Source organism: Microcoleus sp. LEGE 07076 (assembly GCF_015207455.1).
Classification (GTDB): Bacteria; Cyanobacteriota; Cyanobacteriia; order Cyanobacteriales; family Microcoleaceae; genus Microcoleus.
In genome coordinates this window covers 1-16,017 of the sequence record NZ_JADEWV010000062.1, presented here as the reverse complement: position 1 = coordinate 16,017, position 16,017 = coordinate 1, and the positions used below count along the sequence as shown (strand labels likewise).

At 46.0% G+C, this 16,017-nt stretch carries 20 protein-coding genes and 1 pseudogene; 7 read left to right on the top strand and 14 right to left on the bottom strand.

Annotation, left to right across the window (positions count from 1 at the left end; translation table 11 throughout):
• Positions 1-72: 72 nt before the first annotated feature.
• Entirely contained in the window at positions 73-1,431 is a 1,359-nt protein-coding gene (locus tag IQ270_RS12720) for a calcium-binding protein (RefSeq protein ID WP_193973570.1), read from the bottom strand.
• Positions 1,432-1,651: 220 nt separating this feature from the next.
• The gene (locus tag IQ270_RS12715; RefSeq protein WP_193973569.1) at positions 1,652-3,022 is read right to left on the bottom strand and encodes an Mbeg1-like protein; all 1,371 of its coding nucleotides are present in this window, start codon (positions 3,020-3,022) and stop codon (positions 1,652-1,654) included.
• Between the two features lie 135 nt (positions 3,023-3,157).
• Between IQ270_RS12715 and IQ270_RS32290 the strand changes: the two genes are divergently transcribed.
• From IQ270_RS32290 to IQ270_RS31000, 4 genes are all read left to right on the top strand, one after another.
• On the top strand, positions 3,158-3,367 hold the full coding sequence (locus IQ270_RS32290) for a hypothetical protein (RefSeq protein WP_339384143.1): 210 nt from the start codon (positions 3,158-3,160) through the stop codon (positions 3,365-3,367).
• Positions 3,367-3,903: an N-acetyltransferase gene (locus IQ270_RS12710; protein ID WP_193973568.1), complete on the top strand. Its 537-nt coding sequence runs from the start codon at positions 3,367-3,369 to the stop codon at positions 3,901-3,903. Before IQ270_RS32290 ends, IQ270_RS12710 begins: the two co-directional genes overlap by 1 nt.
• A gap of 186 nt (positions 3,904-4,089) precedes the next feature.
• Positions 4,090-4,836, top strand: coding sequence for a HEAT repeat domain-containing protein (locus tag IQ270_RS12705; RefSeq protein ID WP_193973567.1), 747 nt, complete (start codon positions 4,090-4,092; stop codon positions 4,834-4,836).
• 44 nt (positions 4,837-4,880) lie between these two features.
• Positions 4,881-5,786 (top strand): Rpn family recombination-promoting nuclease/putative transposase, encoded by a 906-nt coding sequence (locus IQ270_RS31000; protein ID WP_228056307.1) that lies wholly within the window; start codon positions 4,881-4,883, stop codon positions 5,784-5,786.
• Between the two features lie 24 nt (positions 5,787-5,810).
• Here the strand turns inward: IQ270_RS31000 and IQ270_RS12700 are convergent.
• The 12 genes and pseudogenes from IQ270_RS12700 to IQ270_RS12655 form a co-directional block, all read right to left on the bottom strand.
• Positions 5,811-6,038, bottom strand: a pseudogene (locus IQ270_RS12700) (YciI family protein); the annotation flags it as partial.
• 150 nt (positions 6,039-6,188) lie between these two features.
• Positions 6,189-6,629 carry an SgcJ/EcaC family oxidoreductase gene (locus IQ270_RS12695; RefSeq protein ID WP_193973565.1) on the bottom strand — a complete coding sequence of 147 codons (441 nt, stop codon included), beginning with the start codon at positions 6,627-6,629 and terminating at the stop codon, positions 6,189-6,191.
• 209 nt (positions 6,630-6,838) lie between these two features.
• The gene (locus IQ270_RS30995) at positions 6,839-7,264 is read right to left on the bottom strand and encodes a sigma factor (RefSeq protein ID WP_228056306.1); all 426 of its coding nucleotides are present in this window, start codon (positions 7,262-7,264) and stop codon (positions 6,839-6,841) included.
• A gap of 139 nt (positions 7,265-7,403) precedes the next feature.
• Positions 7,404-8,177, bottom strand: coding sequence for a class II aldolase/adducin family protein (locus tag IQ270_RS12685; RefSeq protein WP_193973564.1), 774 nt, complete (start codon positions 8,175-8,177; stop codon positions 7,404-7,406).
• A gap of 50 nt (positions 8,178-8,227) precedes the next feature.
• Positions 8,228-8,974 carry a hypothetical protein gene (locus IQ270_RS12680; RefSeq protein ID WP_228056305.1) on the bottom strand — a complete coding sequence of 249 codons (747 nt, stop codon included), beginning with the start codon at positions 8,972-8,974 and terminating at the stop codon, positions 8,228-8,230.
• 126 nt (positions 8,975-9,100) lie between these two features.
• Entirely contained in the window at positions 9,101-10,360 is a 1,260-nt protein-coding gene (locus tag IQ270_RS12675) for an NAD(P)/FAD-dependent oxidoreductase (RefSeq protein ID WP_193973563.1), read from the bottom strand.
• Positions 10,361-10,372: 12 nt separating this feature from the next.
• On the bottom strand, positions 10,373-10,534 hold the full coding sequence (gene rd / locus IQ270_RS12670) for a rubredoxin (RefSeq protein WP_193973562.1): 162 nt from the start codon (positions 10,532-10,534) through the stop codon (positions 10,373-10,375).
• Positions 10,535-10,738: 204 nt separating this feature from the next.
• Positions 10,739-11,506, bottom strand: a complete 768-nt coding sequence (locus tag IQ270_RS12665) for a ChaB family protein (protein WP_193973561.1) — start codon at positions 11,504-11,506, stop codon at positions 10,739-10,741.
• Positions 11,503-11,631: a hypothetical protein gene (locus tag IQ270_RS31900; RefSeq protein WP_255532419.1), complete on the bottom strand. Its 129-nt coding sequence runs from the start codon at positions 11,629-11,631 to the stop codon at positions 11,503-11,505. The genes IQ270_RS12665 and IQ270_RS31900 overlap by 4 nt, the downstream gene beginning before the upstream one ends.
• A 48-nt stretch (positions 11,632-11,679) precedes the next feature.
• Positions 11,680-11,856 (bottom strand): hypothetical protein, encoded by a 177-nt coding sequence (locus IQ270_RS30990; RefSeq protein ID WP_228056304.1) that lies wholly within the window; start codon positions 11,854-11,856, stop codon positions 11,680-11,682.
• A 66-nt stretch (positions 11,857-11,922) separates the two neighbouring features.
• Positions 11,923-12,051 carry a hypothetical protein gene (locus IQ270_RS31895; protein ID WP_255532418.1) on the bottom strand — a complete coding sequence of 43 codons (129 nt, stop codon included), beginning with the start codon at positions 12,049-12,051 and terminating at the stop codon, positions 11,923-11,925.
• A gap of 50 nt (positions 12,052-12,101) precedes the next feature.
• Complete coding sequence (locus IQ270_RS12655) at positions 12,102-12,341, bottom strand: DUF433 domain-containing protein (protein WP_193973560.1); 240 nt, start codon at positions 12,339-12,341, stop codon at positions 12,102-12,104.
• Positions 12,342-12,421: 80 nt separating this feature from the next.
• On the opposite strand from IQ270_RS12655, the gene IQ270_RS12650 reads away from it, so the two are divergent.
• The 3 genes from IQ270_RS12650 (at position 12,422) to IQ270_RS12640 (ending at position 15,936) form a co-directional block, all read left to right on the top strand.
• Entirely contained in the window at positions 12,422-13,096 is a 675-nt protein-coding gene (locus tag IQ270_RS12650; RefSeq protein ID WP_193973559.1) for a polysaccharide deacetylase family protein, read from the top strand.
• 188 nt (positions 13,097-13,284) lie between these two features.
• Positions 13,285-14,766 carry an S-layer homology domain-containing protein gene (locus IQ270_RS12645; RefSeq protein WP_193973558.1) on the top strand — a complete coding sequence of 494 codons (1,482 nt, stop codon included), beginning with the start codon at positions 13,285-13,287 and terminating at the stop codon, positions 14,764-14,766.
• Positions 14,767-15,261: 495 nt separating this feature from the next.
• On the top strand, positions 15,262-15,936 hold the full coding sequence (locus tag IQ270_RS12640; protein ID WP_193973557.1) for an acetoacetate decarboxylase family protein: 675 nt from the start codon (positions 15,262-15,264) through the stop codon (positions 15,934-15,936).
• The last annotated feature ends 81 nt before the right edge of the window (positions 15,937-16,017 follow it).

The following is a 16,017-nucleotide window of genomic DNA, read 5'->3' as shown; positions in this document are numbered from 1 at the left end:
ACTCGCATTCCCCACTACGAACCAAATCAATCGTTGCTGGCGGCGCACCCTGCATGATTAGCCAGCGGCCAATTAAATCGAAATAAAATCGCTAGCTGTTAGCGGACTCCTGGAAATGCTGGGAATACTGGCAAGAATTTCGCCGGTACTGGTAAGTTCGATCGTTGTTGCAACATCGCCTTGAGTAACTCTCAATTGGTTAAAGCTCAAACCTCTGGTCAAACCGATTAAATCTTCGCCCTTTTGAAAGTCTATAAGTAAGTCTGTACCCGCGCCTGCTCCTAACACCAATATGTCGCGTCCGCTGCCACCAATTAAGAGATCCGCACCCAATCCACCAACGAGTGTATCGTCCCCTTCTCCCCCATTCAAATTGTCATCTCCTTTGCCTCCAAACAACAGGTCGTTGCCGATGCCACCGCTGATAATATCATTGTTGCGACTGCCGGCAAGAGTGTCGTTTCCCCCGTTGCCAATGATAATATCGTCACCGGCAAAACCTGTGGCTGTATTGTTGGCATCGTCGCCTAATAAATAATTAGGTTGAGATGGATTGAGAGTATTTTGGATAGCAAAAATGTTTCCAAAAAAGGATGCTCCCGGAGCAGTTCTCGATTGCTCTAAGGTGCTACGCGATTGCAGTGTGGCTGCTAATTGTGGTAGCGCAAAATTCAATCCGGCTAACAGCTCTAAATAATCTGAATCTGTAAAAGTAAAAGTGGGACTGCTCAATTGGTTGACAGAGATTTCTGTCTGACTAAAGCCGGGAGGAGGAGTCGTTAATAAGCCTGCTTGCCTGTGCTTGTCTAAGACTAATAGTGGGTTAATAATCGGGTTGGTAAATGTTTGTAAAAAAACTTTTCCTGGCAGAAAAGCTTCTCCTCCCAGACTCACAAAGTCTCCGCTAACAATGTAGTGAGTTACATTTTTGGTAGCGCCGACTTTCTGTGTAAAAGTATTGACTGTGCTGCGAGCAACTCCGGGAGAATTGAAGGTGACAATATCTCCGATCGCAGATGTGAATTCTGTGGCTGCTAGCTGGGTTAAAGCGCCGCCCAAGCTGTGTCCGAGAACGTCTGGCGGCAAGCGGTTGGGGTTTTTTGCTGTATCTTGACCGATCTGTGCCAGCCAATTTCCTAATGCCTGTTTGTTTGCTTCAAATTGGTTGAAACCGATGCCTCGCGGGTCTGTGGTGGCAACGTCGTCGATCGCTTCGTCAACGCCCCGAAATACTAGAACTGGCGGTTTGTCTGGGGTGGTGGATATTAATCCGATCGCGTGAAATCCCGTTCCTGGATCGTCGAAGGTGCGATCGATTTGGTAGCCGGTGGCGCTCAAAGCAGTTTGAACTACACTTTGAAGCTGGGGGTTGTTATCTATGTAAACAAGTTGCTTGGCTATATTTTCGTAAGCGGCGGGCGAGGATGGCATATTTTTTTATTTCCTGTCGTTTGATTGGGAATTGCTTTTTAAGCTACTTAACTTATCTTACAGCAGAATGCGTTTATTAACAATATTAATCTGCCAATTTTGCCGTTGTTAAATTATTAAAAACTCTACTCTTTTCCAGTGGGATTAGTACAAAAAAATGAGTTTTTTTTGCGAAGATTTTTTAGTTTTTGCGCTACCAAAACTACAAACTTTCGTCCTACTAAAGCTGCACAAAATCAGGCTGCGTAATGTCGCTCGCCGGCACACCTCTGAGAGTAGCAATAATTTCGCCAGTAATCGGGATAGTAATTAAAGCTCCGTCACCACCTTGGCTGACTCTAATTAGAGGAAAAGTTAGCCCCCGTGACAGTGCAATTAAATCTTCACCCTTTTTAAAATCGACAATTACATCTGCTCCGCCGCCGGATTCCAATACAAAGCGATCGCGCCCCGCACCGCCAATTAAAATATCGCTGCCAAACTCGCCGGAAATCAAATCGTTTCCGTCGCCACCTTCCAAATAATCGTTATCTCTGCCGCCGTACAAGAAGTCGTCACCGCCATCACCGGTGATGCTGTCATTACCTCTATTGCCTCTGAGAGTATCGTTACCCCCGCTGCCGATAATTGTATCCTCGCCCTTGCCACCGGTAGCAGTATTGTTGCGAGCGTCGCCCAATAAATAATTCGATTGCAGAGGAGCTAAACCGTATTGCATTTGTCTGATTAACTGCACAAAAGAAAATTCTGGTGCTGTTCTCAAACTCTCTGCACCCGCTCTTTTTCTGATTGCTATTGACACATTTGGCAGGGCAAAATTTAGGGCACCGATAAATTCGTTAAAATCTGAGTCGTTGTCGTTATAAGAAAAGTCGGGATTGTTTAAGTCATCTACGGAAATTTGCCTCTGGAAAAAATCGGCGGGCGGAGCGCTTAACAAATTTTGGGTTCGATGTTTTGCCAAAACAGTTAAGGGATTGATGCTCGGGTCGGTAAAACTTTGGATAAATACTTTTCCCGGTATAAATGCTTCACCAAACAAGCTGACGAAATCTCCGCTGACAATGTAGTGACTGACATTTTTGTTGCCAACTCTGCTGAGATTTTTCCGAAAAGTGCTGAATGTACTCGCTGAGACTCCGGGAGAGTTGAAGGTAAATATATCGCCGGTTGCAGATGTGTATTCGGTTGCTACGATTTGAGCGACTGCTCCGCCCCAACTGTGACCGACAACATCTGGCAATAATTTGTTGGGGTTTTTGGCAGTATCTTGAGTGATTTCGGCGAGCCAGTTTTTGATGCTATCTTTGTTTTTTTCAAATTCTGGTAAACCGATGTCGCGGGAGTCGGAAAACGTAGCGTCGCCGTCGATGAAATCTGTACCTCTAAATACGATGACTGGCGGTGTTTGGGAGTCGGACGAGCCGAAGCCGATCGCATAAAACCCGGTTTCTGGGTCGTCGAATATGCGATCGATATAGTAGTTGTTAGTATCCAGGAAACGCGCCACTTCGTTTTGCGCGTTGGGCTTTTGATTCAAAAAAATAATTGATTTAGCAAGAGCTTCATAAACAGCAGGCGAGGCACTCATAATGTTAGATTTTTTTGTGTTGGTATTTGCGGTGGCTCTCGGAGAAAGCTAATTGTCCAATGCCAGCTATTATAACTGACAAGATTTTTATGATACACTTGAGAGGATAAACTCAAGAATCAATTTTTTGCGGTTATGGCTATCATTCGTCAATACATTGCTCCATTAATAGCGATATTAATATTTTTCGCGGCTCTGGTATCCGTCAGCGCTCGGATCTTTTTGCCGGCTGATATGGCTGCCCCGGCACCGATTGAGGAAGCGATCCCGCCTCGTCAAGCTGCAGCAGTCAATCCAATTTTCTTGGGCTTAAATTATTCCCATCTCGCTGTCGGAATCCGCTGATGTCGGCCGAGCTAGTACCGGGCTACTGGTTGCGCGAGGGGTCGCGCCTCGATCGGGCAAAATTACTAAAGTTCCTGCACCGGACTTACGGAGAGCTTTACCCCGATCGGGAATTGGGACATTTGGCTCAAACTGTCGAGCAGTATTTTTCTAACCAGACGCCGCTTTGGTGGGTAGAGTGCCTGAAAAACATCCCGGAAAAGGCAGAAAGTTTGCCGGCTCCGCCCCAAGAGTATCTCAATCCCAGAATTCAAGCGCCAAATCCCAAATCGGTTGTCGGATGTTTGTGGCTGGGAAATGCGATCGACCAAATTACCGGAGCGCGCCACGCTCACATTTTTTTGCTCTACATAGCACCGGAACACCGCCGTCTGGGGCTGGGTGCAGCTTTGGTTGTTCGTGCTGAAAATTGGGCGCGCGAAAGGGGCGACAGACAAATTGGTTTGCAAGTTTTTCTGAGCAATCAGCCGGCGATGAATCTCTATCAAAAGTTAGGCTATCAAAGCCATTCTGTCTGGATGAACAAATCACTTTGACAAGCGAATTTCAAAGGTTGTACCCGCCACGCGATCGCTCCGCCGAATCAATCCTTGCATCTCAAATCTAAAATCCTCAAACCCCCGAATTTATCCGTGGGGTCGCCTCCAAAATCTCAAATCTCAAATCGAATGACGGCTGACAGACTTGCACCCGCAGCATCCTCAGTGCGGTAAAGTTTTTTTATGAACAATCACGACTACCCCAACGCCCTCGATACTGACACGGAACTGGAAAGCCCTTTGGATCAATTTGACGAATCCGAACCCCCGCTACCAGATCCAGAGGAAATGCTGCCTTTGCTGGAATCCCCGGAACCTCAGCACCGGATGATTGCGGCGCGGGCTTTTTGCGAATTGCAGGACGATCGAGCAATTTCGTATTTAATTAATTTGTTGAGAGACGGTTGCCCCTTGGTGCGGGTGAGTGCGGCCTATGCTTTGGGGCGAAATCCGAGTCCCGATGCTGTGGAACCGCTGATTGACCAACTCAACCGCGATTGGAACGGTTACGTTCGCAAGGGGGTAGTTTGGGCCCTGGGAAATTGCAGAGACCACCGCGCTTTGCCATCTTTAATTGATGCTCTGAGAACTGATATTTCGGCGGTGCGTTTGTGGGCGGCGAGTTCTTTGGGTCAAATGGCAAAAGTTGGTTACTACGTGGTGATTGCGGCGATTCCGCCGTTGATTGAATCGCTGCGGGGAGATGCTGTGTCTGCTGTGCGGAGTAACTCGGCTTGGGCGATCGGGCAACTAGCGCGGGAACTGCCGAATAATGTAGTGTACGCTGGGGCGATCGACGCTTTAATTGAATCTTTAGAAGAAGATCAAGATATGGGAGTGCGGGAAGATGCAAAATCTTCCCTGTTACGAGTCGGCGACCCGCGCGGATTGCAGATAATTGAAGATTTAGAAATGGAAGGAATTTTGTGATGTTCTAATTCTCGCAATAAAATATCAATTACTAATTATAACTTATGATTTTTATCAATCCCAAGACAGATTTTGGATTCAAAAAAATCTTTGGTTCGCCGCAGAGCAAAGAAGTTTTGATTAGCTTCCTCAATGCTCTGCTCTACAACGCGGAGCCGACAATTAAAGATTTAGAAATTATCGACCCCTACGCCGCACCTAGCGTTACTGGGTTAAAAGACACTTACCTAGATGTCAAAGCAAAAATTACAGGCAACAAAACTGTAATTATCGAAATGCAGGTCATCAATGTAGAAGCTTTTACTAAGCGCGTCATATATAATGCAGCGAAAACCTACGCAACTCAACTCAAACGGAGAGAAAGCTACTCAAAATTAAATCCTCTCATTGCTCTCACAATTACCGATTTTATTTTGTTTGAAAATACTGAAAAGTTTCGGTCACATTTTGTTTTTAAAGAAGTTGAAAAAAATTTCCAGTATTATAGAGAAATCGAGTTAGTATTTGTCGAACTCCCGAAGTTTCAGAAAAAATTGGAAGAAGTTGAAAATCTGATTCAAAGCTGGATTTATTTTATCAAAAATGCTCCGGCACTAGAAGATATACCGGAGAAATTGGCATCAGTACCCGAAATTGAAACAGCTTTTAACATCGCCAACAAATCTAATTTGAGCCTTAAAGAGTTAGAAGATTTAGAAAAGCGGGAAATGTTCTTTGAAGACCAACGCGGTGCAGTTATAAAAGGGATACAAGAAGGTCGCCAAGAAGGTCGCCAAATTCTTGAGAAAATCATTTATAAAAAGTCGATCGCTGCCCATGATTTAGGAATTTCTCAGCGTTTCAGTTGCCGATCGAATGCGTTCTTCCTGTTCCTTGAGTTCGGGTGTCAGCGCTTCACCAAAATCCTCGGCCTCAAACACCGGACGAATTTCAATCTCCGATTCTCCTAACATTGGGTTGGGACAGCATTTAACCCATTCGATCGCCTCTGCCATCGACTGCACTTGCCAAATCCAGAAGCCTGCAATCAGTTCTTTTGTCTCGGTGAAAGGGCCGTCGATCGTTGTTCGATTCGTTCGGGAAAACCGAACCCGCACCCCTTTTGAACTCGGATGCAGTCCCTCACCCGCAAGCATAATGCCCGCCTTGACTAGCTCTTCGTTGTAGTTCCCCATGTCAGTCAAAAGCTGTTCGCTAGGCATCACGCCCGCTTCAGAATCTCGATCGGCTTTAATCACGACCATTACTTTCATCGTTCGTTCTCCTTGGGTTGACAATTTTGGTAAGGGCAAATGCCATTTGCTCCTACAGATGGTGATTCAAACGGCAATCTGCATAAATCTCGATTAGATTTAGAGGGTAAATACGGCTTGTGAGGTTTCAGGGTTGAAAGGAACTGAGCCATGTTCGTGTAGGATTTGCCACTTGTCTTGATTTCGCTGGAGAACGGCTGTAAACCTCATCCAAGTCTGCATCGCTGGATGTTCTGCTAGCATTCCAGTGAAACATCCAAGCCAATGCGCGATCGCCAAGTCCCCACTTACGATGACATTGATATCTTGAGTCTCGATTTCAAAAGAGTTTGGGAGGTAAGGCAAACACGCTTCCCAAATGCGGCGGACAGCATCGACTCCTTTGGATTGGAACGGTGGCTTGACATCGAAGAAAGTGACATCGTTGGCGTAGTGAGTCACGATGCGATCGAGGTCTTTGGCGCAGATTGCGTTAGCTGTATCTGCGATGATTTGTCGAATTTTGGCTTCATCTCGTGTGGCGATCGTTGCGGTTTTCATAGTTTATGTCCTAATTGATTTCAAGAGTCGATCGGCAATGGATAACTCAATACGCGATTGTTAAAACTGTTGGCTCCGAGGATATCCCTTGCAGCATCCCCCTTAAAAAAATTCACTTTGAGCAACTTCTTGTCCCCCCCTTTTTAAGGGGGGCTAGGGGGGATCTGGCTTAACCCAACGGTATTGATGGATAACTCTCGCTTTATCTATTAGTCGAATAGAGGTTGGCGCGATCGACATCTCCAACAAACTTTTTTCAGAAAAACTCGTCCTATTTCACCTTGGTGGCGATCGGCTCGCGAAATACTACAGAATGTCGATCGATCTCCTTTTTGTTTGTAGTTACGGCAAGCCCGTAAGTTGGACGATCGGGCGAATTTCAACCGTACCTTTACGAACACAATGACATCAATGGCTTTGAAGCGACCCGTAGATACCAGCCACGATCGGGGATTTGCGGGCAAACCATCCCGCGTCCATTGTGTCACCGCTGCGGCAAAGGCTTCCTGCTGCGCCTCTTGGGCCAAGTCGAAATCGCCCAGCAGTCGAATCAGGGTGGCGAAGATCCGACGCGACTCAGTGCGGTAGAGGCGGTCTACCAATTCACTTACTCTTTGAATCGCTATGTCATTCATGAGTCGGACTCCCAATGGCTTAAACGGTCGAGCAACATTGGGATTGTAGCTCTTGTTGACTTTAAATTCAACTCCTGTGAGAACTCATTAGTGTTGGCAGATATTATCTATTATTGCGATCGAGCGATCGGACAGGTTTTTAATTTAAAAAGTCGGGTTCCCGGTGGACAACTGTATCATAAAGCGGTTGAAAGCTAAACCATCCCATGCGGTGCGATCCGACTTGCTGCGCGGTTAAATGCGCGCATTCCGGTTTGATAACAATCGGTTTTCCCGCTGCTTCGGCCATTAATTGCGCTTGACAAGAACGTTCCATTGCAATAAACCACCAAGCCGCTTCATCTACTGTTTGACCGACTGTTAAAAGTCCATGATTTTGTAAAATAATCGCTTTTTTATCCCCTAATGTTTTGGCAATTCGTTTAGCTTCTTCTATTTCCAAAACAACTCCGGTGTAATCGTCAAATAAAGTGTGATCTTCATAAAAAGAACAAGCATCCTGAGTCAGCGGGTCAAGAATCCTGCCCAAACTAGACCAACTTTTGCCGTAGGGAGAATGGGCGTGGGCTGCTGCAATTACGTCGGGGCGGGCTGCGTGTACTTGGGAATGAATCGCAAAGGCTGCCTCGTTTACGGGTTTGTTTCCTTCCACAACTTCGCCTTTGTGGTTAACTAAAATTAGGTCGCTGACTTTAATTAAACTGAAGTGCATTCCAAAGGAATTAACCCAGAAATGGTCGAGGTGTTCGGGGTCGCGGACGGTGATGTGTCCGGCAATTCCTTCGCTGAATCCGAAGCGGGCAAATAATCGGAATGCGGCGGCTAAACGCTGTTTCCGGTGGCAGCGTTCTTCTTCAATTGAGTTGAATGTCGGGGGTTGAATTGTGACTTTGGGGATTTTGATTGCAACCATATATTTGGCAATTGGGAATTGGTTGTTTGTTATTGGTTATTTGTTATTTGTTATTTGATGGATGTTCCCTCTTCCTTCTTCCTGACCTCCGTTATATCCGTTACATCTGTTACAGAATCCGTTGCCGAACTTCCTGCTTTTTCGCTGAGGCGCAAACCTGATATATTTTGGCAGTCGAAAGTTGCGTTGTTGCCGGGGCGGCGTTCAATTAATTCAATGATTTGTCCCGCGGGGTTTTGCAGAAACCACTGAGTTAATGAGCCGTAATCTAGAGGGCGTTCTGATAGCGGTTTGAAGTTTTTATCTTGCCATATTGTAGCAGCATTCTGCACCTTTTCGACTCGAATCGCGACGTGGTGAACTGCTTCTAATCCTCTTTCTCGCTGAAAGCGGTCTTTTTGGTCGCCGACTGCGTGGGGCGCATCTAATACTACTAAGCCTCCCGCTGGCATTAATAATGTCATTAAATGCAGCCACAAGTCGGAGGGAACATTAATGTTTTCCGCACAAAAGTTAATGGGAAATAAGTCTGGGCCTTCGATTGTTTTGGCGCCGAAAGGCTGAAAAGATTTGGCGTAGTTTTCGAGTTCGGTGCGGCTGGGAAATGTGATGACAAAGTGGTCGATCCAAACTGGTTCGCCGTACAGGTTTGTCTCAAATGTCCAGTTGCTTAAAAATTCGGGTTTAATGAATTCTGGGTTGAATTCCAGCAAGCCATTGTTTTCGATGAAAGGTGAGTCAAAATGGCTGTCAGGGTGGCGATCGAATTCTGGGGTTTTCAGCTTTAAGTTTTTCATGTGTCTGACCCGATGTTGCAGGAGGCAAAACTGCGAATTTCTTCTACAGGCTGAATAGGAATCACAAAATGTGCTGCTTCATTCAAAAATAACACAAAATTTAATATTGGCAAGTCTAAATCGAGTTCATTTGCCGATCGCGATTCCGGCCAACCACGCCGTAGTCCAAGCACTTTGGAAGTTGAAACCGCCCGTCACGCCGTCGATATCCAAGATTTCGCCAGCAAAGAAAAGTCCCCGACAGCGGCGGCTTTCCATTGTCTTGAAATCCACTTCTTTTAAATTAACGCCGCCGCAGGTGACGAATTCTTCTTTGAATGCGCCTTTTCCAGTTATTTGATATTCGCCTTGGACGAGTTCTAGCAGCAGGCGATCGAGCATTTTGTTGGATAAGTCAGCCCAGCGTTTTTGCTCGTCAATGCCGATCGAACTTGTCAAACGTTCCCAGAGGCGGCGCGGCATCGGAAACGGACAGCTAGACACGATTAATCGGTGCGACAACTGCGACTTAACCCCTAGCAGTTGCTGCCGCAAAACTTCTGCATTGTACTGGGGAAGCCAATTAATCAGCACAGATGTTCGATAATGGCGATCGTGCAAAAATCTCGCCCCCCAAGCCGAAAGTTTGAGTACAGCAGGCCCGCTCAAACCCCAGTGAGTAATTAGCAAAGGCCCGCTTTGTTCTAATTTTGCCCCCGGCAATTTAACCTTAGCATTCGCAACAGAAACTCCGGCTAAATCTTGAATTCTGCGATCGGAAACATTAAAAGTAAATAGAGAAGGAACAGGCGGTTCGATGGTGTGACCTAAATCTTTTGCCCACTTGAAACCAGAGGGATTGCTGCCGGTAGCCAGGAGAAGGCGATCGCACTTTAATTCCTCCCCCGACTTAAACACAATTTCAAACGTAGGGGCGGTGTCCCCCTGTCCCTCCTCCCCGATATCCGATGTTAATTTCTTGACTGAAACTACCGCATCACCCGTGCGAATTTGCACGCCAGCATCCTCAGCAGCCCGGATCAAACAGTTAACAATTGTCGCGGAATCGTCGGTAACTGGAAACATTCGCCCGTCTGCTTCTGTTTTCAATTTAACAGAATGACTGGCAAACCAATCAACTGTATCGCGGGGTTGAAACCGAGTAAAAGCACCGCGCAGAGCTTTCCCTCCTCTCGGGTAATTCTGCACCAAAACACCCGGTTCAAAACAAGCGTGAGTGGCGTTGCAGCGCCCGCCGCCCGAGATGCGAACTTTTGCTAGGACTTGGCGGCCAGCTTCTAATAAAGTAACGCGGGCCCGCGGGTAAGTTTGAGCGCAGGTAATTGCACTAAAAAAACCCGCTGCGCCGCCGCCAATGACTGTAATTTTGAGAATTCGATCGGACAAATTACTTCTCGCTTATTCTTCTGGTTCAAAATCGGATTTTGCTACCCCGCAAGTCGGACAAACCCAATCGTCGGGGATATCTTCAAAGGCAGTACCGGCCGGTATTCCCCCATCGGGGTCGCCTACTTCTGGATCGTAGACGTAAGCGCAAACCGTACAGACGTATTTTTGCATTTGACAATCCAAGTTTATATTGTAAACATCTAGATTATACTTGACAACGCAACTTAGTGTAATACCGACTTCACCAAAAATACTCTTTTTAATTTTGCAATTATTATAAATTCTGTCTTTGACAATCTAAAATTTCACAAGCCTCTAGAACCAAAATTCTAGAGGCTTGATTCTATCTTTTATGAGTTTACCACTTTCTGGTAACTAGACTGTCACTTTTTGCTTAGTCCAAACACCGTGTTCATCTTCTTCATACTGTTGATGAATGGCATTCCAGGCAGTGTGTTCGGCTTGTATCGAGTCGTTGCTTTCATCAAATGCGCTGTTGTAGGATTCAATAAAGGTTTTTTGAGCTGCTTCCGACAAGTGCGATCGCACTTCTGGAGATAAGTCTGCCGGACTGTTGCAGCGACCTTTGACGGCGCGTGGCAGCGTCATTTCGTTAATAGCTACTTCTTCGCCTCCTGCACTTTCTAGCAATAGTTGAAATTCGCCCGATTTATCTGCGGGAACTTCAGCCATCACCAGAAATTCGCCTGCTTCAACGCGGGTTTGATAGATAGTTGCTTTCTCTTCGGGCATTCCCAAAGCGACTAAAGCCGAAACTAGACCAGCACCGGCCGAACCTGCGATCGCGCCGCTAGCTGCACCCAACAGTACAGCACCCAGCGGGCCAGCCGATACTACTGCACCGACAAACGGAATAAACAGCACGCCAACACCAGTTAGCAAACCCAAAAAAGAACCGAATAAGGAACCAAAAATCGCCCCGCTACGCAGGCCTCCTAAAATCACATCTTTTTTGGTAAGAAAGCCGGCAATTTTAGTTTTAGACTGAAAGTTTTTTCCCATGACTGAGATGTGGTCGCGGGAGACTCCGCGATCGAGCAAACGCCGAATCACGCCGTCTAATTGTTCTTCTTCTTTAAAGACGGCTGAAACTGTGCGTTCTGCTAGATATTCCTCTGTCATTGTTCCTCCTTGATAATTTGTCTCTTAGTTGTGCTGGTATTTAGTATAGGAGGAGACTGTAGGGCGATCGCATCGATCTTGAGATAGAGGTTGATGCGATCGGACATAGTTTGAGGCTCTATCAAAAGAGTTAAGCAAGTTTTTAAGGGCGATCGCTCAACTCTGACAAAGACTTATTCATCTCTGATATAAGCCCCCAAATATTCTAAGTTATTTATCATTTCCTCTGCTGATTTAGTAGCCATCAGATTCAGAATTCCTCGCATTTGCTCGCCCACTGAGTAACGCTGTTGTTGTGCAAGAATGATTCCGGCATGATTTCTATCTTCCGCTAAAAATTGACTGTGCAAACTGCTGAAATCTCTCCTATTAAAGCTGTAAATGACTCGCCCTTGCTCAGTTGCCCAAATTAGCTGTTATTCATCTAAATAGCTGACTTTGTTAGCTTCTGAGGTAGTCAATACGTCTATTCCAGAATTTCGCAGAGCCAATATCAGAGCTTGTTTCTGAATATCTTCATCGAGATACAAACGAATTTGAGTCACGATAAATTACCTACCATAGATTCTGCTTCCAAGCGCTCCCACTCAGCATTTTATGCTGCTATATCCGCGTCGATTTGGTCTTTGTTCGCATAATAGTAGGCTAATGCACCATAAATTTGTGCTAAAGTCAAGTGCGGTTTTTCATCAAGGATTTTTTCTGGAGTCAGCCCAGCATTGAAATCAATAGCAATATTTTCTACCGTAATTCGAGTTTCGGCAATGCGGGGACGGCCGCCGCAAGTTCCAGGCGTGCGGACAATTAGCGTTCCTATATCAACGGCAGTTGTCATATTAACCTCGATTGAGTTAACTTTATTTTATTGTAGCGCAGCTTCATTTCTACCCGATCGCACTTTCGCAACATTAACCAATGCCACTAGCACCTTTATTTCCTGTCGTTCACCCGATTCTCAAAACAGCTTTTCCCGGATGTCTGTGGACGGGAGATATCAACAGGCGAGAAATTGCCCTCACATTTGACGACGGGCCGCACCGTCAGCACACACCTCAACTGTTAAAGATTTTAGATAAATACGACATCAAAGCTAGTTTTTTCTGGCTAGGTTTTTGCGTGGACATGCATCCAGAAACGGCTAAAGAAGTGTACGATCGCGGACACTGGATCGGCCTCCACGGCTATCAGCATATATCGTTTCCCAAACTCAAAACCCACGAACTCAAACAAAGTTTAGAAGACACGCAGAAAGCAATTAGCAAAGCTTGCGATTTAGATCCAAAATTAATCCGAGACGTGCGGCCACCGAACGGCATTTTTACGCCTCGAACATTAGAGTTATTGCAACAGTGGGAATATCGTCCCGTAATGTGGAGTGTCGTCCCGGAAGATTGGGTGCGGCCGGGAGTGAAGAAAATTCTTAGTCGTGTCGTACAGCAAACAGAAAATGGTTCAATTATTGTACTCCACGATGGCTATTGCGGCGGCGAAGATGTTGCCGCTGCTGCTGATAAAATCATTCCATTGCTGTTGTATAAAGGTTACAAATTCGTGACGGTGGATCGACTTTGGGAACAAGTTTATCCCTAATGGTGTCTGTACGATCGCACTTGTCAGAAGCAATCGCCAAGGTTAAAAATTGCTGCGGTCGGAATCACGGCGCGGCGGCAAATCCGCAAGTCATGAGTATGTTAACAAAAACAAGGTAAAATACCTGGTATTGTATAAAATTTGCTTCGGTTTCGATCGCAAATAAAACAAGTAGAGGAGGCTGTTCTATGGTTCGATCGCACAAACGTCAAGCTGTCATCGCTTTAGTCACAGCTTTGGGCACAATCATCGGAAATTTAGTGTTTCCGGGCCTGAATGTAGCGCCGGCATTGGCCCAAGCCAAATTTGAAGATGTCAAAGACCATTGGGCTCAAGCCTGCATAGAAGAATTAGCAGACAAAAAAATCATCAGTGGCTACTACGAAGACGGCACTTTTCGCCCGAACCGCCCCGTCAGCCGCGCTGAGTTTGCGGCGATGCTGCGGAGAGCTTTTCCAGATGCAAAAACCGTCCGCAATCCAATCGACTTTGCAGATATTCCCACGAATTACTGGGGTTATCAACCAATTCGAGAAGCTTATCAGACTGGTTTTCTATCCGGTTACAGCGGTAGTATTTTTAACCCGACTTTGAACATTCCCCGCTGGCAGGTTTTGGTAGCATTAAGCAGCGGCTTGAAATATACGCCTGCGGGCTCAGCGCCTGAAATTTTAGATGCGACTTTTGAGGATGCGCGGGACATTCCCGAATTGGCAAGAAATGCGATCGCCGCCGCCGCCGAAAAACAACTTGTGGTCAATTATCCCGCCGTCAAACAGCTAGAACCTACACGCAATGCTACCCGCGCCGAAGTAGCAACTTTCTTGTGTCAGGCGATCGCCAAACCCGGCAAAACAGCCTTAGTTCCCTCGCAATACATCGCGCAAGTTCCGCCGGATGTCGGCGGGCCCAGAACCACAGAAACCTCGGAGTCAGGGAAAGTTCGGGCAGAAGTTTCTTTCGTAAAAGAAGGAGAAAATGCTAAAAATATCCGCATCAAAATCATCCGCAACGGTCAAATATTATTAGAAGAACCAGTGCTAATTCCCACTCGTTCTCTAGTAGACAATCCCGACAAAAAAACCAACGAACAAGTATCGGAAGGGCGTTTGTTATCGGTGCGAATCCGCGATTTAGACGGCGACAAAGAACCGGAAGTGCTGGCAGATTTAGTCTCAATCAAAAGTGGCGTTCGCTGCTGCAACTATTCGTTTATTTACCGCTACGACCAGACCGCTAAAAAATACACTCATATCAAGCATTTTTGGGGCAATGTGAGTTACGAAATTGTCGATTTTGGCAAAAACGATATCCCGGAATTTAAGAGTCTAGACGGACGATTTGCCGAGGCTTTTACCAATTATGCGGATTCTCGCTTACCGCTGCAAATTTGGCAGTACCGCCAAGGTAAAATGGAAGATGTTACCAAACAGTATCCGGTGGAAGCATACACGAATTCCGCTGAACTGTGGCTGGAATCTAGGAAGCGCTTAAGCGAAAATGGAGAGGTGAAAGGGGTGTTGGCGGCCTTCATGGCGAGCAAGTATGTCACGGGCCAGGAGGCCGAAGGTTGGCAATTGTTGGACAAAGTTTATCAAGGGCGCGATCGCGCTCAATTCTTTGGGAAATTGCGCGAGTTTTTGGTAAGCACGGGTTATGCGAGTAAGTAAATTTGGAGGTTTTTAACCGCAAACTAAAGCTGATAAAAGCTGATAGTATCTGTAGGGCCGGGTTTTAGGAATAAGATCTAATTTCCGCTAACAATCTCAATAAACCCGCCCCCGCACAACAGATCACCCGCGTTAACTTTTATTTCGATACTAATCCCAAAAATGTACGTGATGATTTACCGCTTTGTGGGGGCGAGTTTATTTAAATCTTGAGTTACAGCCACGTATTGTCGGTGAAACCCGCCCCTACAGAATTAAAATATTCTGCTAATACCAAATCCGCGTTTTAGATACCCTTTATGAACCAGTCGGCGCAGGCCGACTTGGTTTGTGTAGATGCGGTTTCAACCGCCGAATCATCAAGGGGATGACTCACCCGGATTTGGTATAATTTGCGATCGTGCGGCCCAAAATACTCGCGCAATCGATCGACTGTTGCTCTGTGATGCCCTAAGCTAAAATAAGTATAAAATATCCCACATAAAATCCCTGAAAATGGTATATCCACCTGCACCTTGGAATTTGCAAGGTTATGCTGTTCAGACTTTACAATTAATAGATGTGACACGGGTGCGCCCCTTGGTTCCCTCTGAGTTAGAAATAGTTTCTGTATTGCCAGGAAAAACCCTAGGTGGAGTTTATGTATCCTCCTACGGATTGGGTTCAGTGATGGAGTACAATGAGTTAATTGTCGTAAGCGCGATCGTCAGTTATGCAGGAAAATGGGGCGCTTGGATTTCGCACATCTACGTAGACAACCCTAACTCAGTAGCTGGCGGGCGCAAAATTTGGGGACTTCCGAAAGAATTAGCTCAATTTAATTGGGAAGGCAGCGATTCGGTAAAAGCATCACCGCTAGGCTACCGCGTCACAGTTAGCCAAGGAAATCTGCAACTGTGCAGTCTCAATTACAGCCAACAAAGTTTTGTATTTCCCCTACCTTTTAGCGGAAATGTTTTTAGCGCCGATCGCACTAATTTGCTAATGTTTAAAGGAGAGTTCCAGTCTCGCATCGGCTTGATTAAAGGCGAAGTAAAAATACCTAAAGAGAGTCATTTTGCCAGTTTAAACTTAGGTCAGCCCTTGCTTACAGTTGGCTGCGAAGATATGCGTTTAATTGCAGGTGCGCCGGAAGTTGTGGGAAACATAGCTGCTGAATTCAGTTATTAGCTGAAATCGGTAGGTAGGCAATAAATATTTTGCAAAAGTCCTTTCAATCAAGTTTTGAAACGGGCAAGATGCCCGTTCCAC